26 protein-coding genes are annotated in these 26,035 nt (G+C 64.7%); 14 read left to right on the top strand and 12 right to left on the bottom strand.

Features of this window, described 5'->3' with window-relative positions; translation table 11 throughout:
- Positions 1 to 20: 20 nt before the first annotated feature.
- On the bottom strand, positions 21 to 1,106 hold the full coding sequence (locus AQZ50_RS17140; RefSeq protein ID WP_067748117.1) for a choice-of-anchor A family protein: 1,086 nt from the start codon (positions 1,104 to 1,106) through the stop codon (positions 21 to 23).
- A 95-nt stretch (positions 1,107 to 1,201) separates the two neighbouring features.
- Positions 1,202 to 3,721, bottom strand: a complete 2,520-nt coding sequence (gene gyrB, locus AQZ50_RS17135) for a DNA topoisomerase (ATP-hydrolyzing) subunit B (protein ID WP_067748115.1) — start codon at positions 3,719 to 3,721, stop codon at positions 1,202 to 1,204.
- A gap of 195 nt (positions 3,722 to 3,916) precedes the next feature.
- Between gyrB and dapB the strand changes: the two genes are divergently transcribed.
- Genes dapB through AQZ50_RS17120 form a run of 3 tightly spaced genes read left to right on the top strand, consistent with a single transcriptional unit; the run spans position 3,917 to position 5,723 of the window.
- Positions 3,917 to 4,645: a 4-hydroxy-tetrahydrodipicolinate reductase gene (gene dapB / locus AQZ50_RS17130; RefSeq protein WP_067748113.1), complete on the top strand. Its 729-nt coding sequence runs from the start codon at positions 3,917 to 3,919 to the stop codon at positions 4,643 to 4,645.
- On the top strand, positions 4,642 to 5,334 hold the full coding sequence (gene nth / locus AQZ50_RS17125) for an endonuclease III (protein ID WP_067748111.1): 693 nt from the start codon (positions 4,642 to 4,644) through the stop codon (positions 5,332 to 5,334). Before dapB ends, nth begins: the two co-directional genes overlap by 4 nt.
- On the top strand, positions 5,331 to 5,723 hold the full coding sequence (locus tag AQZ50_RS17120; RefSeq protein WP_067748109.1) for a hypothetical protein: 393 nt from the start codon (positions 5,331 to 5,333) through the stop codon (positions 5,721 to 5,723). Before nth ends, AQZ50_RS17120 begins: the two co-directional genes overlap by 4 nt.
- A gap of 24 nt (positions 5,724 to 5,747) precedes the next feature.
- On the opposite strand, the gene AQZ50_RS17115 is transcribed toward AQZ50_RS17120, so the two are convergent.
- Entirely contained in the window at positions 5,748 to 7,058 is a 1,311-nt protein-coding gene (locus AQZ50_RS17115; RefSeq protein ID WP_082703747.1) for a dicarboxylate/amino acid:cation symporter, read from the bottom strand.
- An 89-nt stretch (positions 7,059 to 7,147) separates the two neighbouring features.
- Positions 7,148 to 8,215 (bottom strand): chorismate synthase, encoded by a 1,068-nt coding sequence (aroC, locus tag AQZ50_RS17110; protein ID WP_067748107.1) that lies wholly within the window; start codon positions 8,213 to 8,215, stop codon positions 7,148 to 7,150.
- A gap of 73 nt (positions 8,216 to 8,288) precedes the next feature.
- Here aroC and AQZ50_RS17105 point away from each other — a divergent pair, with 73 nt between their 5' ends.
- On the top strand, positions 8,289 to 8,603 hold the full coding sequence (locus tag AQZ50_RS17105) for an antibiotic biosynthesis monooxygenase family protein (RefSeq protein ID WP_067748105.1): 315 nt from the start codon (positions 8,289 to 8,291) through the stop codon (positions 8,601 to 8,603).
- Positions 8,604 to 8,634: 31 nt separating this feature from the next.
- Positions 8,635 to 9,156 (top strand): GNAT family N-acetyltransferase, encoded by a 522-nt coding sequence (locus AQZ50_RS17100; protein ID WP_067748103.1) that lies wholly within the window; start codon positions 8,635 to 8,637, stop codon positions 9,154 to 9,156.
- A gap of 4 nt (positions 9,157 to 9,160) precedes the next feature.
- Here the strand turns inward: AQZ50_RS17100 and AQZ50_RS17095 are convergent, their stop codons facing one another.
- Both AQZ50_RS17095 and AQZ50_RS17090 read right to left on the bottom strand, forming a co-directional pair.
- Positions 9,161 to 10,150, bottom strand: coding sequence for a zinc-dependent alcohol dehydrogenase family protein (locus AQZ50_RS17095; RefSeq protein ID WP_067748176.1), 990 nt, complete (start codon positions 10,148 to 10,150; stop codon positions 9,161 to 9,163).
- A 69-nt stretch (positions 10,151 to 10,219) separates the two neighbouring features.
- Positions 10,220 to 11,818 (bottom strand): bifunctional aminoglycoside phosphotransferase/ATP-binding protein, encoded by a 1,599-nt coding sequence (locus tag AQZ50_RS17090; protein WP_231730374.1) that lies wholly within the window; start codon positions 11,816 to 11,818, stop codon positions 10,220 to 10,222.
- Between the two features lie 146 nt (positions 11,819 to 11,964).
- On the opposite strand from AQZ50_RS17090, the gene AQZ50_RS17085 reads away from it, so the two are divergent.
- From AQZ50_RS17085 to AQZ50_RS17060, 6 genes are all read left to right on the top strand, one after another.
- Entirely contained in the window at positions 11,965 to 13,272 is a 1,308-nt protein-coding gene (locus AQZ50_RS17085; RefSeq protein ID WP_067748099.1) for an Hsp70 family protein, read from the top strand.
- Positions 13,269 to 13,736 (top strand): GreA/GreB family elongation factor, encoded by a 468-nt coding sequence (locus AQZ50_RS17080; RefSeq protein ID WP_067748097.1) that lies wholly within the window; start codon positions 13,269 to 13,271, stop codon positions 13,734 to 13,736. The genes AQZ50_RS17085 and AQZ50_RS17080 overlap by 4 nt, the downstream gene beginning before the upstream one ends.
- A gap of 205 nt (positions 13,737 to 13,941) precedes the next feature.
- Positions 13,942 to 14,550, top strand: coding sequence for a hypothetical protein (locus AQZ50_RS17075; protein ID WP_067748095.1), 609 nt, complete (start codon positions 13,942 to 13,944; stop codon positions 14,548 to 14,550).
- Between the two features lie 105 nt (positions 14,551 to 14,655).
- Positions 14,656 to 15,003, top strand: coding sequence for an arsenate reductase (locus AQZ50_RS17070; protein ID WP_067748094.1), 348 nt, complete (start codon positions 14,656 to 14,658; stop codon positions 15,001 to 15,003).
- A gap of 91 nt (positions 15,004 to 15,094) precedes the next feature.
- Positions 15,095 to 15,499, top strand: a complete 405-nt coding sequence (locus AQZ50_RS17065) for an acyl-CoA thioesterase (protein ID WP_067748092.1) — start codon at positions 15,095 to 15,097, stop codon at positions 15,497 to 15,499.
- Positions 15,500 to 15,545: 46 nt separating this feature from the next.
- On the top strand, positions 15,546 to 15,902 hold the full coding sequence (locus AQZ50_RS17060; RefSeq protein WP_067748090.1) for a cupin domain-containing protein: 357 nt from the start codon (positions 15,546 to 15,548) through the stop codon (positions 15,900 to 15,902).
- A 110-nt stretch (positions 15,903 to 16,012) separates the two neighbouring features.
- Here AQZ50_RS17060 and ubiG read toward each other — a convergent pair whose 3' ends face one another.
- Positions 16,013 to 16,750 carry a bifunctional 2-polyprenyl-6-hydroxyphenol methylase/3-demethylubiquinol 3-O-methyltransferase UbiG gene (ubiG, locus tag AQZ50_RS17055; RefSeq protein ID WP_067748088.1) on the bottom strand — a complete coding sequence of 246 codons (738 nt, stop codon included), beginning with the start codon at positions 16,748 to 16,750 and terminating at the stop codon, positions 16,013 to 16,015.
- Between the two features lie 95 nt (positions 16,751 to 16,845).
- Between ubiG and AQZ50_RS17050 the strand changes: the two genes are divergently transcribed.
- On the top strand, positions 16,846 to 18,087 hold the full coding sequence (locus AQZ50_RS17050) for an aspartate kinase (RefSeq protein WP_197412541.1): 1,242 nt from the start codon (positions 16,846 to 16,848) through the stop codon (positions 18,085 to 18,087).
- Positions 18,088 to 18,129: 42 nt separating this feature from the next.
- On the opposite strand, the gene katG is transcribed toward AQZ50_RS17050, so the two are convergent.
- Positions 18,130 to 20,325, bottom strand: coding sequence for a catalase/peroxidase HPI (gene katG, locus AQZ50_RS17045; protein WP_067748175.1), 2,196 nt, complete (start codon positions 20,323 to 20,325; stop codon positions 18,130 to 18,132).
- 206 nt (positions 20,326 to 20,531) lie between these two features.
- Here katG and AQZ50_RS17040 point away from each other — a divergent pair, with 206 nt between their 5' ends.
- Positions 20,532 to 21,554 (top strand): NAD(P)H-dependent flavin oxidoreductase, encoded by a 1,023-nt coding sequence (locus AQZ50_RS17040; protein WP_067748084.1) that lies wholly within the window; start codon positions 20,532 to 20,534, stop codon positions 21,552 to 21,554.
- Between the two features lie 33 nt (positions 21,555 to 21,587).
- Entirely contained in the window at positions 21,588 to 22,802 is a 1,215-nt protein-coding gene (locus tag AQZ50_RS17035; RefSeq protein ID WP_067748082.1) for an MFS transporter, read from the top strand.
- An 83-nt stretch (positions 22,803 to 22,885) separates the two neighbouring features.
- Here the strand turns inward: AQZ50_RS17035 and AQZ50_RS17030 are convergent, their stop codons facing one another.
- From AQZ50_RS17030 to AQZ50_RS17015, 4 genes are all read right to left on the bottom strand, one after another.
- Positions 22,886 to 23,557: an HNH endonuclease gene (locus AQZ50_RS17030; protein WP_231730373.1), complete on the bottom strand. Its 672-nt coding sequence runs from the start codon at positions 23,555 to 23,557 to the stop codon at positions 22,886 to 22,888.
- Between the two features lie 262 nt (positions 23,558 to 23,819).
- The gene (locus tag AQZ50_RS17025) at positions 23,820 to 24,002 is read right to left on the bottom strand and encodes a hypothetical protein (protein WP_067748081.1); all 183 of its coding nucleotides are present in this window, start codon (positions 24,000 to 24,002) and stop codon (positions 23,820 to 23,822) included.
- Positions 23,971 to 24,525: a hypothetical protein gene (locus AQZ50_RS17020; protein WP_067748079.1), complete on the bottom strand. Its 555-nt coding sequence runs from the start codon at positions 24,523 to 24,525 to the stop codon at positions 23,971 to 23,973. Before AQZ50_RS17020 ends, AQZ50_RS17025 begins: the two co-directional genes overlap by 32 nt.
- Positions 24,526 to 24,597: 72 nt before the next feature.
- Positions 24,598 to 26,025 carry a M20/M25/M40 family metallo-hydrolase gene (locus AQZ50_RS17015; RefSeq protein ID WP_067748078.1) on the bottom strand — a complete coding sequence of 476 codons (1,428 nt, stop codon included), beginning with the start codon at positions 26,023 to 26,025 and terminating at the stop codon, positions 24,598 to 24,600.
- Positions 26,026 to 26,035 lie beyond the last annotated feature (10 nt).

Genomic DNA, 26,035 nt, shown 5'->3' with positions numbered 1-26,035 from the left:
AGTATCAGGCCAGCACAGTATCAGGCCGGTTTGAGGCTCGCCCGGCGGCGTCGCCACGCGAGCCCTGCTGCGCCCGCTGCGAACAGCGCGATCATGCCCGGCTCGGGCACGACATCGGCGCCGCTGCTGCTGCCCGACGAACTGGTCGATGACGTGCTCGAACTCGATGACGTCGAAGGCAGGCCAAAGCTGGTGCTGAACGTGCCGATGTGCATTTCGCCATTCTGGGTCAGGCTGCCGAACACCGCCGAGCCCTGGATGTAATTGCCGGTCGTTGCCGCCGCGAGCGGCGCCAGCACCGACCCGCCCCAGGCCGTTGTCAGCGAGAGCGATGTCGCATTCGGGAAGTTCCAGATCACGCTCTGGCCGAGATTGTTCGTCCCGCCGAGGAAGTTCTGCGCCAGCGCCACCGACGCCCCGGTCACATTGACCACCACCATGCTGCTGCCATCGGTGTTGAACTGGATCGCGCTCATCCCGGCCAACTGGCTGGCGGTCAGGTTGAACACCGTCGGCGTGGTCGAACCCGAAGGCACGTTGAACACCCCGGTGCTGCCGTTCATCACCACCGAAGCGGTGCCCGCCAAAGTGCCGAGCTGATACGACAGGCCGGTCATGCTCGTGCCCATCGCGCTGCCATACTGGGTCAGGTTCTGGACGAAAGCCGGATTGCTGTTGGCAAGGCCGGAAACGACCGTGTTCTGGTTGACATTGGTGTTGCTGATCGTGCCGCCGACATCGACAGTCTGCGCCGCGCCGTTGAGATTGAAACCGCTGCTGACATTGCCGCCGACGATCGCGCCCGAGCCGTTATCGAGATTCTTGGTCCCGCCGGTGACATTGCCGACCACGGTCAGTCCGGGAACGGTGTAAGTCGATGCAGGGACGGACGAGGCAATTTCATAATTCGACGAATTGCCGGTCAGATTGCCGCCGACGAACGTGCGCCCTTCAACTTCCGAGGACGACGTGAGGTCGCCCAGCACGATCAGATTGTACGCGCTCAGCGCATTGAGGCCGAGCGGCTCCGATTGGGCCATGGCCGGTGTGGCCAAGGCAGAGCTCGCCAGCACAAACAGGGTAAACGCATCGCGCAAGGAAATCATGTCGGCAGTCCCGGACCCGCAAGAGCGGCCCGCCTATCACCTTCACGAAATTCCGTAAAGGGACGCCGCGAGTCCCGTACTCGCGGCGCCTGTTATCAGACGTCGAGATTGGCGACGTTGAGCGCGTTGTCCTGAATGAATTCGCGGCGCGGTTCGACGACATCGCCCATCAGTCGGGTCAGGATTTCGTCGGTCACGTCGGCGTCTTCGATCTTGACCTGAAGCAGCGAGCGGTTGTCGGGATCGAGTGTGGTTTCCCACAATTGTTCCGCGTTCATTTCGCCCAGCCCCTTGTAGCGCTGGACCGACAGCCCCTTGCGCCCGGTGGCAAAGATCGCTTCGACCAGTTGCGACGGGAGAGTCAGTACGCCCGCGCCCGATGTGGGGCGCACGGGCGCGGCGGTTTCCTCATCGCTTTCGGCCACAGGTTCGGCGGGCTCGGCCGCTGCGCCGGTCGACCGTGCGAGGCGCACCGTGCCTTCGTAGACATCGGCATGTTCGCCGGCGAGCCGGGTCAGACGGCGCGCTTCCTGGCTGGCGAGGAAGCCGGGTTCGATCACGTGATGATCGGTGACGCCGCGCCAGATCCGCTTGACGTGATAGCCGCCCTCGGCGGCGAGTTCCGCCGCCCAGCGCGCCTCGGGATCGCCCCGGTTGAGCCAGGCCACCGCCCGCGCCAGCGCCGCGAGGCGGGCCGTTTCATCGAGCGCCGAATCGAGCGCACCGGCCAGCGCCAGCGCTTCGATAATCCGCGGGTCATAGCGACGCGGCACAAAGGCCATCAGATCGCGCATTTTCAGCGCATGATCGACCAGCGCGACCAGATCGGCGCCGCTGCGCGCGCCGCCGCTCGTTTCGAGCACACGGCCCGACAGCCCGGCATCGACGAGATAGCGGTCAAGCGCGGCATTGTCCTTGAGATAGACTTCGCTGCGCCCTTTGGCGACTTTGTAGAGCGGCGGCTGGGCAATGAAGAGATGCCCCTGACGGATGATTTCCGGAAGCTGGCGGTGGAAAAAAGTCAGCAGCAAAGTGCGGATATGCGCGCCGTCGACGTCGGCGTCGGTCATGATCACGATCTTGTGATAGCGCAGCTTTTCGATGTTGAATTCGTCGCGGATGCCGGTGCCCATCGCCTGGATCAGCGTGCCGACTTCCTTCGAGCCGATGATCCGGTCAAACCGCGCGCGTTCGACATTGAGGATCTTGCCCTTGAGCGGCAGGATCGCCTGAGTCTTGCGGTCGCGGCCCTGTTTGGCCGAGCCGCCTGCCGAATCGCCTTCGACCAGAAACAGTTCGCACTTCGACGGATCGCGTTCCTGGCAATCGGCCAGCTTGCCGGGCAGGCTGGCAATGTCCATCGCCCCCTTGCGCCGGGTCAGTTCGCGCGCGCGGCGTGCCGCTTCGCGCGCGGCGGCGGCATCGATCACTTTGTGGATGACGGCGCGGGCATGGGCGGGATTTTCTTCCAGCCACTCGTTCATCTTGTCCGCCATCAGGCTTTCCAGCGGCTGACGCACTTCGGAACTGACCAGCTTGTCCTTGGTCTGGCTGGAAAACTTCGGATCGGGCAGCTTGACCGAAACGATCGCGGTCAGCCCTTCGCGCATGTCGTCACCCGAAAGCGAGACCTTTTCCTTTTTCAACAGCCCGGACCGGTCGGCATAGCCGTTGAGCGTGCGCGTCAGCGCGGCGCGGAACGCGGCGAGATGAGTGCCGCCGTCGCGCTGCGGGATGTTGTTGGTAAAGGTCAGGACGTTTTCGTAATAGCTGTCGTTCCATTGCAGCGCGACATCGATGCCGACGCCGTCGCGCTCGGCGCTGATCGAGATCGGGTCGGGAACCAGCGGCAGCTTGTTGCGATCGAGATATTTGACGAAAGCGGCGATCCCGCCGACGTAATAGAGATCGTGTTCCTTCACTTCGTCATGGCGGCGATCGCGCAGCAGGATGCGCACGCCCGAATTGAGGAACGCCAGTTCGCGATAGCGATGCTCCAGCTTGTCGAAATCGAACTCGGTGACATTCTTGAACGTGTCGTGGCTGGCGAAAAAGGTCACGCGGGTGCCCTTCTTCGGCTTGCCGTCGACGATCGGCGCGGGCCCGCGCACGATCAGCGGCGCCACCGCATCGCCATGGGCAAAGCGCATCCAATGCTCCAGGCCGTCGCGCCAAACCGTCAGCTCAAGCCATTCCGACAGCGCATTGACCACCGACACGCCCACGCCGTGCAGCCCGCCCGAAACCTTGTAGGCGTTGTCATCGCTGGTGTTTTCGAATTTCCCCCCGGCATGAAGCTGGGTCATGATCACTTCGGCGGCGGAAATGCCTTCTTCGGTGTGAATGCCGGTGGGAATGCCGCGCCCGTTGTCCTCGACCGAGACCGAGCCATCGGGATTGAGCTCGATCAGCACGAGATCGCAATGCCCGGCCAGCGCCTCGTCGATGGCGTTGTCCGACACTTCGAAGACCATGTGGTGCAGGCCCGATCCGTCGTCGGTGTCGCCGATGTACATGCCCGGGCGCTTGCGCACGGCATCAAGCCCTTTGAGGACCTTGATCGAATCTGCGCCATAGGAATTGGTGTTGGGGATGTTTTCGTTAGTGCTGGCCATGCTCCCGCCATAGCATCTGTAACCAGAAACCCAAGCGAATCCGCGCCGTTTTGCACAGGAGCAAGTCCTTATTCCGATCGCATGGGGCAAGTGCCCGCGTTGACGCGCGTCGTTCGCCCTGTAGAGATTTGTCTGTAGAGATTTGCCTTTGGAAATTTGATCGACAGCGTGAGCGCGCGCCAGGAAAGGGGAACAATGGCCAGAATCGGGATCATCGGCAGCGCGGGGCGCATGGGCCAGGCCTTGCGCGATGCGATCGCCCAGGGTGGGCACGATTATGCCGGCGGTGTCGACAGGGACGGCGATCCGGCTGCCCTTGCCGCGCAAAGCGATGTGCTGGTCGACTTTTCCGCGCCCGGCGCGCTCGAAAGCAATTGCGAGGCCGCGATTGCCGTGGGTGTGCCGATGGTCGTCGGCACCACCGGCCTCGAAGAGCGGCATCACTGGCTGATCGATGCGGCGGCGCTGTCGATTCCGATTCTGCAGACCGGCAACACCAGCCTCGGCGTGACGCTGCTCGCCCATCTCGTGCGCGAGGCGGCACAGCGACTCGGGCCCGACTGGGACATCGAGATCGTCGAAACGCACCACCGCATGAAAGTCGACGCGCCTTCGGGCACCGCGCTGCTGCTGGGCGAAGCGGCGGCCTGCGGGCGCGGCGAACGGCTGGGCGATGTCGAACAGCGGGCACGCGACGGGATCACCGGCGCGCGCGAGCCGGGCGCGATCGGCTTTGCCAGCTTGCGCGGCGGCACCGTCGCGGGCGACCATGCGGTCCATTTCCTGACCGATCACGAACGCCTGACTCTGACGCACATGGCCGAAAACCGCGCGATCTTTGCGCGCGGCGCGGTGCGCGCGGCGCAATGGCTGCTCGGCCGCGCGCCGGGTCGCTATACGATGCCCGAGGTGCTCGATCTTTGAAACGCGATCAGATCTTCGAATTTTTCCGTCGTCTGGCCGAGGCCAATCCCGCGCCCGAGACCGAGCTGGCCTTTGGCAATACCTATCAGTTGCTGGTCGCCGTCGTGCTGTCGGCGCAGGCGACCGATGTCGGGGTAAACAAGGCGACCAGGGCGCTGTTCCGGATCGTGCACACGCCCGCCGAGATGGTCGCGCTGGGCGAAGCGGGGCTTAAGGAACACATCAAGACGATCGGCCTGTTCAACGCCAAGGCGAAGAATGTGATCGCGCTGTCGGAGATGCTGATTCGCGATCACGGTGGCGAAGTGCCCAATGATCGCGACGCCCTGACCGCGCTGCCCGGTGTCGGGCGCAAGACGGCCAATGTCGTGCTCAATTGCGCGTTCGGCGCCGAGACCTTTGCCGTCGACACGCATATCTTCCGCGTCTGCAATCGCACCGGCATGGCCAGGGGCAAGACCGTGCTGGCGGTCGAAAAGGGGCTGGAGAAAAAAGTGCCCGAGCCGTTTCGCGTCGGCGCGCATCACTGGCTGATCCTGCACGGCCGCTATATCTGCAAGGCGCGCAAACCGGAATGCTGGCGCTGTCCGGTCATTGACCTTTGCCGCTACAAGGACAAAATCACCGAACGGGGGACGATGCCCGCGCCGGTCAGGACGGCGCGTCGGTCGAAGGAGACTGCGACATGAAACGGACCTCTGTTGTATGTGTTGCCCTTGCCGCACTGGCCGGCTGTGCGCCGGTTCATGGCGGCGATGACGGTCATGGCAAGAATGTGCCCGCCGCGCGCCCGATCGGCGCCGCGCAAAACTGTATCCCGATCAGCAGCATCAGCGAAAGCCGCGTGCAGGACGACTGGACGATCGATTTCCGCACCGGCGTCCGGCAATGGTATCGCGTCACTCTGCCGCAACGCTGCAACAGCCTCGGCACGTATCGCGCGTTCAAGTACGAAACCTCGCTCAGCGAATTGTGCAACACCGACATCATCACCGTGATGGAATTCGGCGGCCCCGGCGGCGGTCCGCGCGGATCGTGCGGCATGGGCATGTTTCAGCCGGTCGAAATCGGGAAGTAAGCCCCCCGATTCAGGCCCCCGGATTCAGGCCCCCGGATCGAGATGCAGCCCCCGGCGCCCGTGTTCCGGGGTGTCGTGGGGCGGCATCGGAATCGGCGCGTCGGGGTCGAGCGGGACTTGCAACATGCCTTCCCAATGCGTGATGACCGCCGTCGCGACCGCATTGCCGACGACATTGGTCGCGGTACGGCCCATGTCGAGGAACGTATCGACGCCCAAAAGCAGCGCGATCCCCTCGATCGGCAGGCCGAACTGGGTCAGCGTCGCGGCGATCACCACGAGGCTGGCGCGCGGCACCCCGGCAATGCCCTTTGACGTGATCATCAGCGTCAGCAGCATGGCCACCTGCTGCCCGGCGGACAGCGGAATGCCATAAGCCTGCGCGATGAACATCGTCGCAAAGCTGGTATACATCATCGAGCCGTCGAGATTGAACGAATAGCCCAGTGGCAGGACAAAGCCCGAAATCCGGCGCGGCACGCCAAACCGGTCGAGCGCTTCGAACAGACGCGGCAGCGCGCTTTCCGAGCTGGCGGTTGAATAGGCGAGCAGCAACGGCTCGCGCACATAGCGGGCCAGCAGCCAGGCGCGCCGCCCGAGAAACAGGCTGGCGACCGAAAACAGCAAGAGCCAGAACAGCGCCAGCCCGCCATAGAATTCGGCCACAAATGCGCCATAGGTGACCAGAATGCCCAGGCCCCGCGTCGCGATGACCGAGGCGAGCGCGCCAAACACCGCCAGCGGCGCCGCGCGCATGACATAGCCGGTCATCGTCAGCATCATCGCGACCAGCGCCTCGGCCCCGCGCACCAGCGGCGCGCCCGTTTCGCCCAGCGCCGACAGCGCAACGCCCGCAAACAGCGCAAAGACCAGGATTTGCAGGACATTGTTCTGCGCCATCGCGTCGATCACACTGGTCGGCACGATTTCCATGACGAAATGGCGAAAGGTGAAATCGGCGGTCGACAGCGTGCCGACCGGCGCGGCGGCGGTGAAATGCAGGCCATGGCCGGGCTGAAACAGATTGACCAGCACGAGGCCCAGAGTGATCGAGATCAGGCTGGCGCAGACGAACCAGCCCAGCGCCCGCCCGCCGATCCGGCCCAGCGCGCTGCTGTCGCCCATCGCCGCGATCCCGGTGACCAGCGTTGCCAGGATCAGCGGCGCGATGATCATCTTGATCAGCCGCAGAAACACTTCGGGCAGCAATTTCAACAGGTCGGCGGTTGTCGCCAGCGTCTTGCTGTCCGCCGGCAAGGCCTGATGCAGCCCCGCGCCCAGCGCGATACCGGCAAACATGCCGATGACGATCCACAAAGTCAGGCGTCGCGCCACGTCGTCATGCTCCCCCGAAAGACCCCATCCTGCCGGGCCGGTGCGATTATCCTGGCCGCCCGCGCTTATTCTAGCCGCCCGCGCTTATTCTAGCCGCATTGTGCGCGGTGGAGCAGCCTTTGATCGGCGAGCACTGCCGCCATCATCGCCTCGACCACCGGCACGCCGCGAATCCCGACGCAAGGGTCGTGGCGACCCTTGGTGAACAGTTCGGTCGCTTCGCCTTCGCGCGTGATCGTCGGCATCGGCGTCAGGATCGACGACGTCGGCTTGAACGCGACGCGCACCATCACCGGCTGCCCGGTGGAAATGCCCCCGGCGATTCCGCCCGCATGGTTGGCCGTGAATACGGGGCCGGCATTTCCGGGATGCATGGGGTCGGCATTGCCTTCGCCGGTATTGGCTGCGGCGGCAAAGCCATCGCCGATTTCGACACCCTTGACCGCGTTGATCCCCATCATCGCATGCGCGAGCTCGGCGTCGAGCTTGCTGTAGAGCGGCGCCCCCCAACCGGCGGGGACGCCGGTTGCGATGCATTCGACCACGGCGCCAAGCGACGAGCCGGATTTGCGCGCCTGATCGACCAGCGCCTCCCAGCGTGCGGCGGCGACGGGATCGGGGCAGAAGAACGGGTTGCGCGCGATTTCGGCCGCGTCGAAACGGGCCGGATCGATCGCATCGCCGCCGATCGCGCTGACATAGCCGATGATCGCGACTTCGGGGATCACCAGCCGCGCCACTGCGCCCGCCGCGACTCGCGCCGCCGTTTCGCGCGCGGACGATCGCCCGCCGCCACGATAGTCGCGAAAGCCGTATTTGGCGTCATAGGCATAGTCCGCGTGGCCCGGACGATAGGCCCGGGCGACGTCGGAATAGTCCTTTGACCGCTGATCGACGTTTTCGATCATCAGGCTGATCGGCGTGCCGGTGGTGCGCCCTTCGAACACGCCCGACAGGATGCGCACCTGATCGGGCTCTTGCCGCTGTGTGGTAAAGCGCGACTGGCCGGGGCGGCGCGCGTCGAGAAACGGCTGAATCTCCGCCTCGCTCAGCAACAGGCCCGGCGGGCAGCCGTCGACTACGGCGCCAAGCGCCGGCCCATGGCTTTCGCCCCAGGTGGTGAAGCGGAACACGTGTCCGAAAGTGTTGCGGCTCATGCGCGGCCTTTTCCCCATTCCGGACGAAATGTCCACTGTTGCGGGGCTCGCGAGGTGGTAAGGGAGCATTGCAATGTATCTCGTGGTGTTCCGCAATCGCAAACGGGCCGATATTGACGGCCCGACGTATGCCGCCGATGCCGATCGGATGGTCGAACTGGCGCGCGCGCAACCCGGATTTGTCGCGTTCAAGAGCTATACCGCCGATGACGGGGAAGTGATTGCCCTGTCGGAATGGACGGATGAAGCCGCCGCGCTCGCCTGGCGCCGCGTGGCCGAACACGCAGCCGTGCAGGACAAGGGCCGCCGCGCCTATTATCAAAGCTACAGCCTGTTTGCCGGCACCCCCGGCCGGGTTCATCATTACACGCACGGCGGCGAGACCTGACTCGGGTCCCCCCCAAACGGAGACCGGGACAATGTTGAACGGAGGCAAAGTCGCGGTCGGCCCGATCTTGCCCGAAGATCTCGCCCGGTTGTTCCTGTGGGGCGACGATCCCGAAATCGCCCGGCTCAACGAACCCTATCTGCCCAAGAATCCTGATCGCGAACGCGATTTCTGGCTCAATCCGATGGGCGATCCGCGCCGCATCTTCATGGCGGTGCGGCATCTGGGGCGGGCCGAAATCGCCGGCTATATCCAGATCACCGCGATCGAACCGATCCATCGCAGCGCCAATCTGGGCATCCTGATCGGGCGGGTGGAAGATCGCGGGCGCGGGCTGGGGCGCGAGGCGATGGAGTTGGCCGTGCGCTTCTGCTGGGACCATCTCAATTTGTCGCGGCTGAGCCTTGCGGTTCATGCCGACAATGTCTCGGCCATCGCGCTTTATGAAAAGCTGGGCTTTGCGACCGAAGGCATTTTGCAAAAGGCGCAATTCATTGCCGGGCGCTGGGTGGACCTGAGGCTCATGGCGCTGATTCACCCGCAGCGAGCCTAAGGAATCAGGACGCCTGGGGAATCAATACCATGGCCCCTTCGACCGCGCCCCGGCGCAAGCGGTCGAGCGCCACATTGGCCTGATCGAGCGGCAAGGCTTCGGCATGGGTGCGGATGCCGGCCTGGGCCGCCAGCGCAAGAAACTCGATACCATCGGCGCGGGTCAGGTTGGCGACTGACAGGATCTGTCGCTCTTCCCACAGATCGGCATAAGCAAAGGCGGGGATGTCGCTCATGTGAATCCCGGCGCAGACCACCCGCCCGCCTTTGCGCACCGCGCGCAAGGCGATCGGCACGAGTTCGCCCACGGCGGCAAAGATGATCGCGGCATCAAGCGGTTCGGGCGGGGCGGCGCTCGATGGCCCGGCCCAGGCACAGCCGATCTCGCGGGCAAAATCCTGCGCGGCCTGATCGCCCTCGCGGGTAAAGGCAAAGACCTTGCGCCCCTGCCAGATCGCCACTTGCGCCAGAATGTGCGCCGCCGCGCCAAAACCATACAGCCCCAGAACAGGCGCATCACCCGCCAGCCGATAGCTGCGATAACCGATCAGCCCGGCGCAGAGCAGCGGCGCGGCATGCACATCGTCAAACCCGTCGGGCAAGGCAAAGCAGAACCGCGCATCGGCGATCATGTGGCTGGCATAGCCGCCATCGCGGGTAAACCCGGTGAACAGCGGCGCGTCGCACAGGTTTTCGCGGCCGGACCGGCAATAGCGGCATGTCCCGCAGGCATGGCCGAGCCAGGGCACGCCGACGCGTTGCCCGACGGCAAGGTCGGTGATGCCCTCTCCCAGCGCGTCGACCAGCCCGACGACTTCGTGCCCCGGGATGATCGGCAAGAGCCCGTGAATATCGCCGTCATATTCGTGAAGATCGGTTCGGCAGACACCGCAGGCACGCACGGTCAGGCGGATTTCGCCCGGACCCGGCGCAGGCAGAGGCCGTTCGACGCGGTGCAGCGGCACGCCCGGCGCATCCATCTGCATGGCGTGCATCATGGGCTGATCGGGCATGGGCAAAAACTCCTTTACGGTCAGCATAAAGGCGCCCGCGCGCCGACCGGGTCAAGCCTCGATCGCGCAGGCGGCAAGCGCCTCGGCCAGAACAGCGTCGGGGGCCTTGTCGGCGTCGATTTTCACCCAGCCGACAGGCGGGGCAGGCCGATGCGCGATCTGGTTGCGCACCACGCTCACATCGGCGTCGGAGGCATCGCCGCCCGGCGCCGCGCTGCGTTCGGTCGCCCGCGCGATCATCGTCGCGTCGTCCGCTTCCAGCCAGAGCCCGACAAACCCCGCCCCGGCCTCGGCGGCCGCGCGCGCCAGGCCTTCGCGATCACGCGCGCTGCCCGATACCGCGTCGATCACCACGTCTCGCCCCATCGCCAGATCGTCGGTCGCTTCGGCCAGCATGGCCGCATAGACCCGCGCCGAGGCCGCCTGTGTATAGCTTTCGGGCGGCAGGCGCACTTCGGGTTCGACTCCGGCCAGCCGTTTGCGGATGACATCGCTGCGCAACCAGCGCGCGCCGGGCGCCGGAGCCACAAGCGGGGCCAGCGCTCCGGCCAGTGTCGATTTGCCCGTCCCCGACAGCCCGCCGATCGCGATCAGCCGCGCCGGTGCCTCATGCGGCGCGGCAAAGTCGAGCGCCAGCGTCAGGTAATGCCGCGCCGCCGCGATGGCGCGCGCCGGGTCCGCCTGCCGCACAGCGCCCAGCGCGCCGACATGCGCACGGATTCCGGCGCGCAAGCTGAGGAACAGGCCCATCGCGCCCAGCCCTTCCTGCTCGTGCGGTCGCCGGTCGCAATAGCGATTGAACACGCGATTCGCCGCCGCGCCCAGCCCGCGCGCGCACAAATCCATGATCAGAAAGGCCAGATCGTAAAGCACGTCGGTCGTGGCCAGATCGGGATCGAATTCGAGGCAGTCGAACAGCGTGGGCTGCCCCTGCCACAGGCAGATATTGGCCAGATGCAGATCGCCGTGGCACAGCCGGACATGCCCCTGCGCCGCCCGCCGCGCGAGCATCGGGGCATGGGCATCGAGCAGCCCCTGCCAGCGCCGCACCAGTTCCGCGCCATCGTCGGCGTCGAGCATGCCGGGGGGCAGCGCGGCCATCGCGGCGCGGTTCCCCTCGATCACGCGATGCACCCGTTCGACGCCGTCGTGGCCTTCGACAATCGCTGCGCGATCGTGAAACCGCGCGACGGCATCGGCCAGATCGCGCAGCAGCCCCTGAGTCAATTCGCCGCGATCGGCGATCCCGGCGAGCAGCGCGTCATCGGCAAACCGGCGCATTTCGATCACCCAGTCGAGCGCGTCGCGATCGTCCGCCCCACCCTGATCCAGCTTGCCCGGATCCAGCTCTCCCAGAATCAGACCGCCATCCGCCCCGCGAATCACCGGGCGCAACCCGAGGTACAGGTCCGGCGCCGTCCGCCGGTTGAGCACCAGCTCCGCCCGGCAAGCCGCATGGCGCCGCGCCACGGTCGAGAAATCGAGATAACCGAGATCGACCGCCCGTTTGAGCTTGAAGGCATGGGTCTCGCCCAGCAGGATCACCGCGCCGTGCGTATCGATCCGGCGGACCGGCCCGGCGTTATGGCGCGCGCCAATATGCCGCTCAATCGCCGCGATCACGTCGTCCTGTGGCTGGGACTCTGTCACGATCTGCTTCCCGGTCTGCGCAATGGTCCGCAGGGGACCACCTGGCCGGCGAAATGGCAAGCCGTTGTTGCGGGATCGCGGCCTCGCTGGCATAGCGCCCCACCACCCGGACCGACCTTACGGCCCTCGCGAAAAGGAATGCGACCATGCCGACCGGCGCTCTCGGCATCGACTTCGGCACGACCAATTCGGTCATTGCCCGCGCCGACGCGGCGGGCGAGGTCGATCTCGTCGAATTTGCCGCCCCACAAGGGCCCGATTCGGTATTCCGCTCGGCGCTGTGCTTTTGGCAGGAGCATACGGCGCGCGGCGGCCTGGCGCACGAGGCGGGCCCCTGGGCGATCACGGAATTCCTCGATTTCCCGCAGGAATGCCGCTTTATCCAGTCGTTCAAGTCGGTCGCCGCCAATGCCGCTTTCGAACATGCCGGTCTGTTTGAAAAACGTCTGCGGTTCGAGGAACTGGGCTCGATTTTCCTGTCGCACCTGATCGCCCACGGCGGCGCGCCCTTGCGCGATCTGCCCGAATGCGTGGTCGTCGGTCGTCCGGTGCGCTATGTCGGCGCGCGGCCCGATCCGGTCCTGGCGCGCAAGCGCTACGAGATGATGTTCGCCACGCTCGGGCGGCAGGTGCATTATGTCTATGAACCGCTCGGCGCTGCCTACAGCTTTGCCTCGCGCCTGTCCGATCCTGCCACGCTGCTCGTGGCCGACTTTGGCGGCGGTACCAGCGACTTTTCGATCGTCCGCGTCGAAGCGCCGGGCGCCGCGCGCCGCTGTACGCCGCTCGGTTCGGCGGGGATCGGCATCGCCGGAGACCGCTTCGACTATCGCATCATGGATCATCTCGTCCTGCCCTTGCTCGGCAAAGGCGGGACGTATCGCTCGTTCGACAAAGTGCTCGAAATTCCGCCCGGCCATTTCACCGATTTCGGCGACTGGTCGCGGCTTGCGCTGATGCGCAACCGCCGCACGCTCGATCAGCTCCATCGCCTGCAACACAGCGCCACCGACCCCGCCGCGATCGGGCGGATGATCGCGGTTGTCGAAAACGAGCTGGGTTATGCGCTTTACGATGCGGTCGGCACGCTCAAGCGTGCGCTTTCGCGTGATACCCATGGTCAATTCGTATTCACCGGGGCCGACCTGACGATCGATGCGGACGTCACCCGCGCCGATTTCGAACGCTGGATCGCGCCCGATCTCGCGCGCATCGGCGAAACCGTCGATGAAGCCCTGGCCAGCGCGGGTCTCGCCCCTGATCAGATCGATCATGTCTTCCTGACCGGCGGTTCCTCGTTGATTCCCGCCGTGCGCGCGCTGTTTACCGCGCGTTTCGACGAAAGCCGGATCGCCGGCGGGGATGAGCTGACCTCGATCGCCCACGGCCTCGCGCTGATCGGCCAGGCCCCGGATCTTGCCGACTGGATCGCCCCCGACGAGGCCCCGCAATGAGCGTCGCCTTCCGCCGCGAAGGCGATGACGAACATCTCGAACCCAAATTCGAACTGCCCATTCCGCCCGGCCCCAACCGCGTCACCGCGCGCGGCCTTGCGCTGATTTCGGCGAAACTGGCGGAACTCGAAGCGCTGATTCCCACGCTCACCGACGAAACCGCGCTTAAATCCGCCCGCCGCGAACATCGCTATTGGAGCACGCGCCAGTCCAGCGCCCAACTGATGCCGCGCCCCGACGGCAGCAAGGTCGCCTTCGGCTGCACGGTCACTTTGCGCATGGGCGGTCGCGAACGCACGATCACGCTCGTCGGCGACGACGAAGCCGACCCGCCTGCGGGCCTCCTGTCGTTCACCGCCCCGCTGGCCCGCGCGATTGCCGATGCCGAAGTGGGCGAAGTGCTGGATTTCGCCGGAAAACCAGATGCGATTGCAATTGTTACGATCGAAGTTTCGGAAGACTGAAGTCGAAAAGTCGCAATATTTCAGCCTTTGCCGCCTGATTTCGCGACGGAGTGCGTTACGTTACGGGATTTTTCGAATAAATCACGTCATAATGGTGAAAATGACTTTTTAGAGGCGTAATTGACGTCGGCATTTTTGTCGGGCACCCAATGCGCTCCTTAAGGAGGGCATTATGCGGACCGTCATTCTTGCAATTTCAACGGCTATGGCAGCATTTACATTGTCTGGCTGCGCCACGGTGGTCAATGGCACGCATCAGGATCTTGTCCTGACCACTATTCCCGATGGCTCGACCATGACGGTGACTGGCGGCGAAAGCTGCACATCGCCCTGCAAGATCAAGCTCAAGCGCCGCAATCCTGTCCGTGTCGACATTGCGCATGCCGGATTCAAGCCCACTTATGTGCTGGTACGCAGCAAGGCGGGCGGCGCGACTGTCGGCAATGTGCTGGCGGGTGGCTTGATCGGGATCGTCGTCGACAGTTCGAACGGTTCGAACAATTTCCTTTCGCCCAATCCGGTGAAGGTCAAGTTGGCCCCCGAAGGTTCGGCCGAAGAGTCGAAATTGCTCGACAAGAACGACAAGGAGCAGCTGGTTTCGGCCTACAACGCCACTGTGCGCGCCGATGTTGCCCCGACCATTGGTGCAGAAGCCGCCGGCGTTGTTCCGCCTGCACAGACCGCTGCCGCTGCCCCCGCCCCTGCTCCCGTCTCTGCCCCTGCCGTTGCTTCGGCCACGGCGCCTGCTGCGTCCGATCCCGCCCCGGCGGCGCCTGCGCCCGAGTCTGCCCCCGCTACCCCTGCGGCTCGCTAGATTCCCGTCGAACTGCCGCGCTCCGCAAACCGGGGCGCGGCAACGCGCCAGTTGCCCGCCGCTGTCGGATCGTTAGAGCGGCGGGCAACCTGCAAGGAGCGCGCCATGGCGATAACGGTTTACGGCATTCCCAATTGCGACACGGTGAAAAAGGCGCGCGTCTGGCTTGAGGCGCGCGGGATTGCCTACACGTTTCACGATTACAAGAAGGCCGGGGCCGACGGGGCCCAAGTGGCGCATTGGGTCGATCTGGCGGGGCTCGACAAAGTGCTGAACCGCGCCGGGACGACGTTTCGCAAGTTGCCGGATGCGGACAAGCAGGCGATCGACCCGGCCAAAGCCGTGGCGTTGATGGTGGCGCAGCCTTCGCTGATCAAGCGGCCGATTGTCGAATATCCCGGCGGGTTGCTGGTCGGCTTCAAGGAAGCGGAATGGGTGGCGGCGCTGGGATGAGCCGCGCCGACGCATAAAGCGGCCCGCCCTTTACAGCCTTGCCGCATATCCTTTGTGGCGGGCAGGGTGGGGACGTGATATTATCGTATGCGTGAGCCCAGTAATCCCCCATCTTTTCGCGATCCATGTGGATCCTGCCGACATCGACTTCATGGGTCATGTCAACAATGCCTCGTACCTTAAATGGGTGCAGGACGCCGTGATCGACCACTGGCGCGCGCTGGCCCCGGCCGAAGCGGTGGCGGGGTTGATGTGGGTCGCCCTGAAGCACGAGATCACCTATCGCCGCCCGACGTTCCTCGATGACGCGCCGATCGCGCATGTCGTGCTGGAAAAGGTTCAGGGCGCGCGCGCGATGTATCAGACGGTGATCAAGCGCGGCGAAGAGGTTCTGGCCGAAGTCAAATCGAACTGGTGCTGCATCGATGCCGTCACGCACAGGCCTGCGCGGCTGGCCCGCGACCTGATCGAACGGTTTCTGCCCACCGGCGAATGACGGCTGTTGTCCGGCGCGTGCGATACATCCCAGACAGGACTACCCCATGATCAATCTTGCCGCCTTTGGCGACCTTTCCGCGCTCGATCTTGGCGCGCTCGTTCCCAAGCCGACGTCTTACGAGGGCAACCAGCGCGAAGTGGCCAAAGAGTTGTGGCGCAGCGCCGACGGCGCAACCCGCATCGGCGTGTGGGAATGCACTGTAGGTCGCTTTACCGCCGACCGCACCGCCATGGCCGAACTGTGCCACATCCTGTCGGGCCGGGTCACGCTGCACGATGCCGACGGCACGACTCGCGATTTCGGCCCCGGCGAGATGTTTGTCCTGCCCAAAGGCTGGACCGGCGAATGGACCATCCACGACCCCACCCGCAAGATCTATATCCTGTCCGACGTCGGCTGAGGTTTTCTCGATTTTTGGTCGGCACCGGCCCGCTCCCCCACCCGACCGCCCAACGATAGTACCCTATGGGCGGTCGGGTGGGGGAGCGGGCCGGTGCCGCCTCTCTACATTCAGCTGCGCGTGACCGCGACGATGTAATTGAGCGCCAGATTGTCCGACAGGTGCAGCCCGGTGACGGGGCTCCAGGCGATCCCTTGCGGATTGCCCATGGCAAGGCCTGCCCCGGCCAAAAGGTCGTGCAGCTCGATCGGCGTGATGAAATCATCCCAATGATGCGTGCCGCGCGGCACCATGCCGATCCGCTCCGCCGCTTCGACCATCAACAGGCGCGATGCGGCGGTGCGATTGGGCGTCGACAGGATCATCAGCCCCCGGTCGTCCAGCGCGGCCGCCAGCGCGCCGACAAACGCCGCCTTGTCGGCGACATGCTCGATGACTTCCATGCTCGTGACCAGGTCAAAGCCGGTCAGCCCCATCGCGGCCACATCGCCGCAGCGATAGGCGATCGACAGCCCGCCCGCTGCGGCATGGGCGGCGGCAACGCGCACATTGTCCTCAGCGGCGTCGACCCCGGTCACATCGGCGCCCATCCGCGCCAAAGGCTCGGCCAGCAGCCCCGCGCCGCACCCGACATCGAGCGCGCGTCGGCCCGCCAAAGGCCGCATCGTGCGCGGCTGTGAGTCGAAATGCAGGTCAATCGCCTTGCGGATAAAGGCCAATCGGACCGGGTTCAGCCGGTGCAGCATCGCCGAAGATCCCGCCGGATCCCACCAGTCATCGGCCAGACGACCGAAATGGGCGGCTTCGTCGGGGCGGATCGTGCCCGGAATCGGTGTTGCATTGCTCATTCCCCACCCCTAAAGCGCGCCGCTGGCATGGTCCATGGCCGTGTTGAGCAAGATTCTTTCGAATGGTCAGGAGCAGTTGCGTGGCCCGCATCGTGATGAAATTCGGCGGCACCTCAATGGCCGGCACCGAGCGCATCCGCCGCGTCGCGCGGATCGTGCAGCGCCAACAGGCCGCCGGGCATGAAGTCGCCGTGGTCGTTTCGGCCATGTCGGGCGAAACCGACCGGCTGGTGAATTTTTGCCGCGAGGCAAGCGCGCTTTACGATCCGGCGGAATACGACGTCGTCGTGGCAAGCGGCGAACAGGTCACGGCGGGCCTGCTCGCGCTGCATCTTCAGGCTTTGGGCTGCAAGGCGCGGTCCTGGCTCGGCTGGCAATTGCCGATTCATACCGACGATGCCTTTTCCAAGGCGCGGATCGAGGGGATCGATTCAGAAGCCCTGCTGGCGTCGATGGCTGCCGGCGAAATCGCGGTGATTCCGGGGTTTCAGGGCCTTTCGGACGGCAACCGCATCACCACGCTGGGGCGTGGCGGGTCGGATACCTCGGCCGTTGCGGTTGCCGCCGGGATCAAGGCCGATCGTTGCGACATCTATACCGATGTCGACGGGGTCTATACCACCGACCCGCGCATCGTTGCCAAGGCGCGCAAGCTCAAGAATGTGACATACGAGGAAATGCTCGAATTGGCCTCGGTCGGTTCGAAAGTCTTGCAGACCCGCTCGGTCAGCCTGGCGATGAAGGAAAAGGTTCGCGTGCAGGTTCTCTCGTCCTTCATCGACGAAACAGCCCCTGCCGCCGACACCCTGCCCGGCACGATGATCGTGTCCGATGAAGAACTTGAAGGACTGGATATGGAACGCCAGCTGATCACCGGCATCGCCGCCGACAAGAACGACGCCAAGGTCATCCTGACCGCAGTGCCCGATCGCCCGGGTGCCGTCGCGACGATCTTTGGCCCGCTTGCCGAAGCGAACATCAACGTCGACATGATTATCCAGAATGTCGGTCGCGCCGATACCGACACCGACGTCACGTTTACCGTGCCGCAGGCGGATCTCGAACGCACCAAGGCCGTGCTCGAAGGCAATCGCGCCTCGATCGGCTTTGAAAAGCTGAGCACCGATCCCAAAGTGTCGAAGATCTCGGTCGTCGGCGTCGGCATGCGCAGCCATGCCGGCGTCGCGGCAACGATGTTCAAGGCGCTGGCCGATCGCGGGATCAATATCCAGGCGATCAGCACCTCGGAAATCAAGGTCTCGGTCCTGATTGATTCGGACGAGACCGAACTGGCCGTGCGTGTGCTCCACACGGCTTACGGCCTCGACGCCGCCTGAAACCCTGGACGCCTCCCCGCAAACGGGGAGGCGTCTTCGGCTTCACGCCAGGTCGAAGCGGTCGGCGTCCATCACTTTGACCCAGGCCTTGACGAAATCGGCCACGAAGCGGTCTTCGCCGTCATTGGCGGCATAGACTTCGCTCAGCGCGCGCAGCTGGGAATTCGACCCGAAAATCAGGTCGACACGGCTGGCCTTGAGCCGGGCCTCGCCGTTCTTGCGGTCGAACGCGGTGAATACGCCCGGCTCGGTTTCGCGCCAGACATCGGCCGTGCTCGATGCGAGCAGCGTGCGGAAAAAGCCGTTGCCCAGCACACCGACGCGGTCGGTGAACTCGCCCAGGCGACTGTCGCTGCTATTGGCGCCGCTGTTGGCGCCGAGCACGCGCAGGCCACCGACCAGAACGGTCATTTCCGGCGCGCTCAGGCCCAGCAATTGCGCCCGGTCGACCAACAGTTCCTCTTCCGAACGGTGCAAAGCGCCCGACCGGAAATTGCGGAACCCGTCGACGTTGGGCTCAAGCACCGCGAACGACTGCGCATCGGTCTGTTCGGCCGCGGCATCGGTGCGCCCCGGCGTGAACGGCACGACCACATCATGGCCGCCGTCGCGCGCCGCCGCCTCGATGGCCGCCGCGCCGCCCAGCACGATCAGGTCGGCCAGACTGACTCGTTTGCCCCCGGTCGCGGACGCGTTGAACGCAGACCGGATGCCTTCGAACACGGCCAGTGCCCTGGCCAGTTCCGCCGGATCGTTGACCGCCCAATCCTTTTGCGGAGCGAGCCGGATGCGCGCACCGTTGGCGCCGCCGCGCTTGTCCGAATGGCGAAACGTCGAAGCCGAAGCCCAGGCCGTCGCCACCAGTCGCGAAATCGACAGGCCGCTGGCCAGAATCTGCGCTTTCAGCGCGGCGATGTCGGCGGCATCGATCAGCGGATGATCGACAGCCGGCACCGGGTCCATCCAGATCCGCGGCTGCGCGGGCACTTCGCTGCCGAGATAGCGCGTGATCGGCCCCATGTCGCGGTGCGTCAGCTTGAGCCAGGCTTCGGCAAAGGCCTTGGCCAGCTTGTCCGGATGGCGATGATAGTCCTCGCTGATCGCGCGATAGGCGGGGTCGGTGATCAGCGCGAGGTCGCTGGTGAACATGATCGGCTGATGCCGCAGGTGCGGATCGTGCGCATCGGGCACAGTGCCCGCGCCGGCCTCGCCCCTGGGCTTCCACTGGTGTGCGCCTGCCGGGCTTTTCGTCAGTTCCCATTCATGGCCGAACAGCACGTCGAAATAGCCGTTGTCCCAATGGATCGGGTCGGTTGTCCATGCGCCTTCGAGTCCGCTGGTGATCGTGTCGGCGCCGCGCCCGGTGCGGTTGGCGCTGATCCAGCCGAGCCCTTGCGCCTCGATCGGCGCGGCTTCGGGGGCGGGGCCGAGCAGGGCGGCATCGCCATTGCCATGCGCCTTGCCGAAAGTGTGTCCCCCGGCGATCAGCGCGACGGTTTCGGCATCGTCCATCGCCATGCGTGCAAAGGTTTCGCGGATGTCGCGCGCCGAGGCGAGCGGGTCGGGCGTGCCATTCGGGCCTTCGGGGTTTACATAGATCAGCCCCATCTGCACCGCCGCCAGCGGATCGGCCAGATCGCGGTCGTCGCCATAGCGTTTGTCATCCAGCCATTCGCTTTCCGGGCCCCAGTCGATGTCGGCTTCGGGCTCCCAGATGTCTTCGCGGCCACCGCCAAAGCCGACCGTGGGCAGACCCATCGATTCGAGCGCGCAAGTGCCGGTCAGGATCATCAGGTCGGCCCAGCTGAGGCTGGCGCCATATTTCTGCTTGATCGGCCAGAGCAGCAGCCGCGCCTTGTCGAGATTGACATTGTCGGGCCAGGAATTGAGCGGCGCAAAGCGCTGATTGCCGGTTCCCGCGCCGCCGCGTCCGTCGAAAATGCGATAAGTGCCCGCGCTGTGCCAGGCCATGCGGATGAACAGCGGGCCATAATGCCCGTAATCGGCGGGCCACCAGTCCTGACTTTGGGTCATCAGCGCAAAGATGTCGGCCTTGACCGCATCGAGGTCGAGCGCCCGAAACGCCGCGCGATAGTCGAAATCGGCGGGCAGCGGATCGACCCGGTTCGAATGCTGCGACAGAATCGAGAGATCGAGCCGGTTTGGCCACCACATGGTGTTGGCTGTCGCAGTCCGGCTGGTGCCGGTGTGAAACGGACATTTGCTTTGCGCGTTCATGGTCATTCCCTTCGCGTGATCGCTGGAGTCGATCTAGCAGTGAATGATTGATCGACTAAATGGGATAAATGCCTCAGAGAAATCGCCTGATGCGATCAAGGCATCTGGCACCCCTTGCCGAGTCCGGCGACCCACCGTAAGGGTCGCGCCAAGCGGCAATCCGGGGCAGGATGGCCGGTTCAGGACATCGGGGAACGAAATATAGCATGACCGCCTATCCAAAGACAGCGGCGCTTATGGCGCGCGGCGCGCAATTCCTCGGCAGCGAATACGCCATCCTGTGCGGCGCGATGAGCTGGGTGTCCGAACGCAATCTGGTTTCGGCGATCAGCAATGCGGGCGGCTTTGGCGTGATCGCCTGCGGCGCGATGACGCCCGATCTGCTCGATGCCGAAATTGCCGCAACGCGCGCGCTGACCGACAAGCCGTTCGGCGTGAACCTGATCACGATGCACCCCGCCTTGTTCGATCTGATCGCGGTCACCGCCAAACACGGCGTCAGCCATGTCGTGCTCGCCGGCGGCATTCCGCCCAAGGGCAGCATCGAGGCGATCAAGGCGTTTGGCGCCAAAGTGCTGGTGTTTGCCCCGACTCTCGCGCTTGCCAAAAAGCTGTTTCGCAGCGGCGCCGACGCGCTGGTGATCGAAGGCAGCGAAGCGGGCGGCCATGTCGGCCCGGTTTCGACCGGCGTTCTGGCGCAGGAATTCCTGCCCGCGCTGGCCGAAGACCATATCGTGTTTGTCGCGGGCGGCATCGGTCGGGGCGAAGCCATGGCAAGCTATCTCGAAATGGGCGCTGCCGGGGTCCAGTTGGGCACGCGCTTTGCCGCTGCGGCCGAATCGATCGCGCACCCCGCGTTCAAGCAGGCATTTTTCCGCGCCAACGCCCGCGACGCGGTGCCCTCGGTTCAGGTCGATCCGCGCTTGCCGGTGATCCCGGTCCGCGCCTTGAAGAACAAGGGCACCGAGGAATTCACCGCCAAGCAGATCGAAGTCGCCCGTGCGATCGACGCCGGCAGCCTCGACATGGCCGCCGCCCAGCTCGAAATCGAACATTTCTGGGCTGGTGCGCTGCGCCGCGCGGTGATCGACGGCGATGTCGAGCGCGGCTCGGTCATGGCCGGGCAATCGGTCGGGCTGGTCACGCAGGAATTGCCGGTCGCCACGATCATGGCCAATCTGCTGAGCGAATGCGAAGCCGTGCTTGAAAAGCGGTCGCGGGCCGCCTGACGGGCGCCGTACCCGGAACGGGGAGAATCAGGCATGCAGGATCGCGCCTCGCTCGGCTTTGTCTTTGCCATCGTGCTGATCGACATGCTGGGCTTCGGCATTGTCATCCCGGTGCTGCCCGGCCTGATCATGCATCTCGCGCATGTCCAGATCAGTGCGGCGGCGGCTTATGCCGGTTGGCTTGGCGCGGGCTATGCCGCGATGCAATTCGTCTGCGCGCCGATCATCGGCAATCTGTCCGACAGGTTTGGCCGGCGCCCGGTGCTGCTCGCCTCGATCTGCGCGCTGGGGCTTGATTACCTGCTGCAATTCGCCGCGCCGGTATTCGGCTGGCTGGTGGTCGGACGGCTGCTGGCGGGCGTGACCGGGGCGAGCTTTTCGGCCGCCTATGCCTATATCGCCGATGTCACCCCGCCGGAAAAGCGCGCCGCCAGCTTTGGCCTGATCGGCATGGCGTTCGGGGTCGGCTTTGTCGTCGGTCCCGCGCTGGGCGGGATCATCGGGTCTTATGGTCCACGCCTGCCGTTTCTGGCCGCCGCCGTGCTGGCGCTGGCCAATTTCCTGTTCGGCCTGTTCTTTCTGAAAGAATCGCTGCCCCGCGAAAATCGCCGCCCGTTCGATTGGCGTCAGGCCAATGCGCTGGCGTCGTTGCGCGCGCTGCGCCGTCAGAACGAGACGGTGCTGTGGTTCGTCGCCGCGCTCGGCACCTGGCAACTGGCGCATATCGTCTATCCGGCGGTGTGGTCCTATATGGCGATCGCCGCATATGGCTTTACCACGCGGCAGGTCGGCATGGCGCTGGCGATGGTCGGGTTCAGTTCGGCGATGGTGCAGGGCTTTGGCCTGCGCCGCGCCCTGCCGCGCCTTGGCGAACGCCGCGCGGTCATGCTCGGCGTCGGCGGCCTGGTGGTCGCCTCGGTGCTCTATGTCGTCGCGACGAATACCGCGATGATCTATTGCGCCATTGCCGTCGGCGCGCTTCAGGGCTTTGTGCAGCCCTCGATCTCCGGCCTCAACAGCCGCGCCGTCGACGCGCGCAGCCAGGGCGAATTGCAAGGCGCGGTCCAGTCGATCGGCTCGCTGGCGCAGATCGTCGGCCCCCCGCTCTATGCCCAGACGCTCGCCCATTGCACCGGCCCCGACGCCTGGATCGCGCTGCCGACGATGCCCATGCTGCTCTCCGCCGTGATCGGCATGATCGCGCTTGCGCTGTTCCTCAAAGGGGCGTCAAAACTCGAAGTGGCCTGATTTTCAAGGATTTCATGAGGCGCGCTCGTGCTGAGCCTGTCGAAGCACGCGCACCAACGGCGGGGATTGGGCGGTGTGCCCCATCACCCCTCCAGCTCGACATCCCAATAGAGCCAGTCGCGCCAGCTTTCGTGCAGGTAATTGGGCGGAAATGCGCGGCCCTTGTCCTGCAATTGCCAGGTCGTCGGGCGGATCGGTTCCTCGATCAGCCGCATATGCGCCTGTTCGGGCGTGCGCCCGCCCTTGCGCATGTTGCACGGCGCACAGGCCGCCGCGACATTTTCCCACGTCGTGCGCCCGCCCAACCGGCGCGGCACGACATGGTCAAACGTCAGATGGTCATGGCTGCCGCAATATTGGCACATGAAGCGGTCGCGCAGGAACAGGTTGAACCGCGTAAACGCCGGAAATTCGCTCGGCCGCACATATTGGCGCAGCGCGATGACCGAAGGGATCTTCATGTCGAGCGAGGGCGAATGCACTTCGCGCTCGTAGCTGGCGATGATGTCCACCCGTTCGAGAAACACCGCCTTGATCGCGGTCTGCCACGGCCACAGGCTGAGCGGATAATAGCTGAGCGGCGTGTAATCGGCGTTCAACACCAAGGCCGGGCAATTCGACAGATGCCGACTGCTGCCATGCCCGGCAAACCCCGCATCCGCGACATATCGGGCAACATTGAAACCGTCGGCGCCATCGCCGCCGCCATGGGGCCTGGCCTCAGCCGCCCGATCTATCAGCGCCTTATGAAGCATGCTCCGGTCCGGCCAAATGAAGCGACAGCCCCGCTGCTCCCGCTGGGGAAGCTTTGGGATACTGGCATGACCACTTCATGACGCATGACCAGCAAAGCACCACAGGACCGACTCCCGCGTCAAGTGCGCAAGTGAGTCGCATGCGATATTTCACAAGCGCGTATGGTGGCACATGGGCCAGATCATGCGGCTGGAAGGGCCGTTCAGGCAGAGCCCGAGTGCAGTAATGCCATTGGATACGGAGAATTGGCCTTGTAGAGGCCTACCAATCGCCGCCGATCTTGGTGATTTGGTTCAACAGCGCTTGTTTTGCGGTTGAGCGCCGCGTTCCGGCATTGCGGGGGGTGTTGACGGGGCCCACGGCAACGCGCCGCGCGGCGATTTCTTCGCCCAGCGCAGCCAAGCTGATTGCCTCACGCTTTGTTTTCAAGGTCTTGAACGCCATAGCCGTGCGCAGTTTCTTCCCGAATTCTCCGTTCCATATACTCGATGTCCAACCCTTGAGAAAGCGCGAACAGCGCGATGGCTTGGCCGAGCATCTCGTTGGCAGAGCCAGAGGCATATTGCCCCATGCGGTCTGCGATCAAATCCTCGATCGAGATAACAGCGATAGCTCCCCGGTCGCCGATTTCGATGATCCGGATCAGGTCGCGGTCCGCTAGGCCATCGAGCAGTTGGCTTCCAACCACTTCAAATCCCAAGGCAAGATCGCGGTGAATCCATCCTCGTGTGGCCCTTCCTGGCCCGGAGGGGCGGGTAAATCCATGCTCGGCCAGAACGGCTTCGAATTCGGGCTGAAGCACGGTGACCAGGTCAAAGTCGCCTGTGTTCACGGCGCCCTGAGTGTAGAGTTCGACCGCGCCGCCCCCGACCAGAACTGGCGGGCGGATGCCGCGCGCATCCAGATCCTCACTGATCTCGGCCAGCTTGACCAAAGCGGCTTCGAATTGAGGGCGCCATGCGGCCATCACGCACCCGTTAACGGGTGATGGAGGGTTGCTGGCCCTCGAATAATTTTCTTCTCTTCCAATCGCTTTGCCTCATTTCGCGTAAGCTTGCACCAGATCGTAGAGGAACGCGCGGCCTTTGAGCAGCGAGGCGACTTCGAGGTGTTCGTTCAGCCCGTGGATGCCGTTGAGGTCGGGGTTGGCCCAGATGCCGGGGACGCCGTAAGTCGGAATGCCCTTGGCTTCGAGGTAGATGCCGTCGGTGGCGCCGGTGGACATCGTGGGGACGAGCGGGACGCCGGGGAAGTATCGGGCCGTCAGCATCTCGATCGGGCGGATCACTTGCGGGTCCATCGGCGGGGCCTTGGCGATCGGGTGATCGGGCTCGGTGGTGGTGACGGTGACGCCCGGATCGGCAAAGACCTTGCTCAGATCCGCGCGGACTTCCTCGAAGCTGTGGCCGGGGAAAATGCGGCAATTGACGATCGCCCCTGCGCGCTGGGGCAGGGCATTGGTGGCATGGCCGCCGCTGAGCATGGTGGCAACGCACGTGGTGCGCAGCGTCGAATGAAAGCTGCGGTCATGATCGAGCAGGGCGACGGCCTGTTTGAAGCCGTCGCTGTCGGGTTTGGCGGTGGCGACGGTCTGCATCGCCTGGCCCACGGTGCCGCCGTAGACCGCACCGGCCTTGCCGAAAAAGGCGCGGGTGGTGTCATTGAGTTCGGCGGGGAAGTCGTAATCGCGCAGCCGCAACAGCGCGTCGGACAGCTCGTAAATCGCGTTGTCCTTGACCGGGATCGAGCTGTGGCCGCCGGGATTGCGCGTTTCGACGCGGTAATCCATCGCCGCCTTTTCGCCGACCTGGACCGACATGGCGACGATATGGCCGCCTTCGGCCAGCGCCTTGCCGTCGGTGCGCCCGCCGCCGCCTTCGTTGAGCGCGAATTCGGCGTCGATCAGATCGCGCTTGTTGGCGGCAAGCCATTGCGCACCGTTGAACGCGCCGCTGGTTTCCTCGCCGCAGGTCAGCGCGAGCTTGAGCGTGCGTTTGAGTTTGACTTTGCCCGCCTTGAGCCGCGCCATGGTATCGACCCAGACCGAAGCCATGGCCTTGTCATCGAGCGTGCCGCGCGCCCAGAAATAGCCGCCTTCCTCGATCAGCGTAAACGGATCGCGAGTCCAGTCGGCGCGTTTGGCTTCGACGACATCGAGGTGTGCCAGCAGGAGGATGGGTTTCGCCTTGGCCGAAGTGCCCGGCAGGATCGCGACGAGGCCGCCTTCCTTCGGGTGTTCGGGGGTGGCGTAATAGACGATCTGATCGTCGGCAAAGCCCGCAGCCTTGAGATGCGCGCCCATGCGTTGCGCGGCGAGCGTGCAGCTGCCCGACGAGAGCGTGGTGTTTGTCTCGACCAGCTCCTTGTATGTCGCGCGGAAGGCGGCTTCGCCCGGATCTTCGGCCGCGAGTGCGGTTTGCGAAGCGACAGCGGCAAGCGCGGTGCCGGCCAGAATGCGTGCGATCATGGATCTGTAT

Source organism: Novosphingobium sp. Fuku2-ISO-50, assembly GCF_001519055.1.
Classification (GTDB): domain Bacteria; phylum Pseudomonadota; class Alphaproteobacteria; order Sphingomonadales; family Sphingomonadaceae; genus Novosphingobium.
Note: the sequence above shows the minus strand (reverse complement) of the source record. Positions and strands in the feature narration are given on the sequence as shown.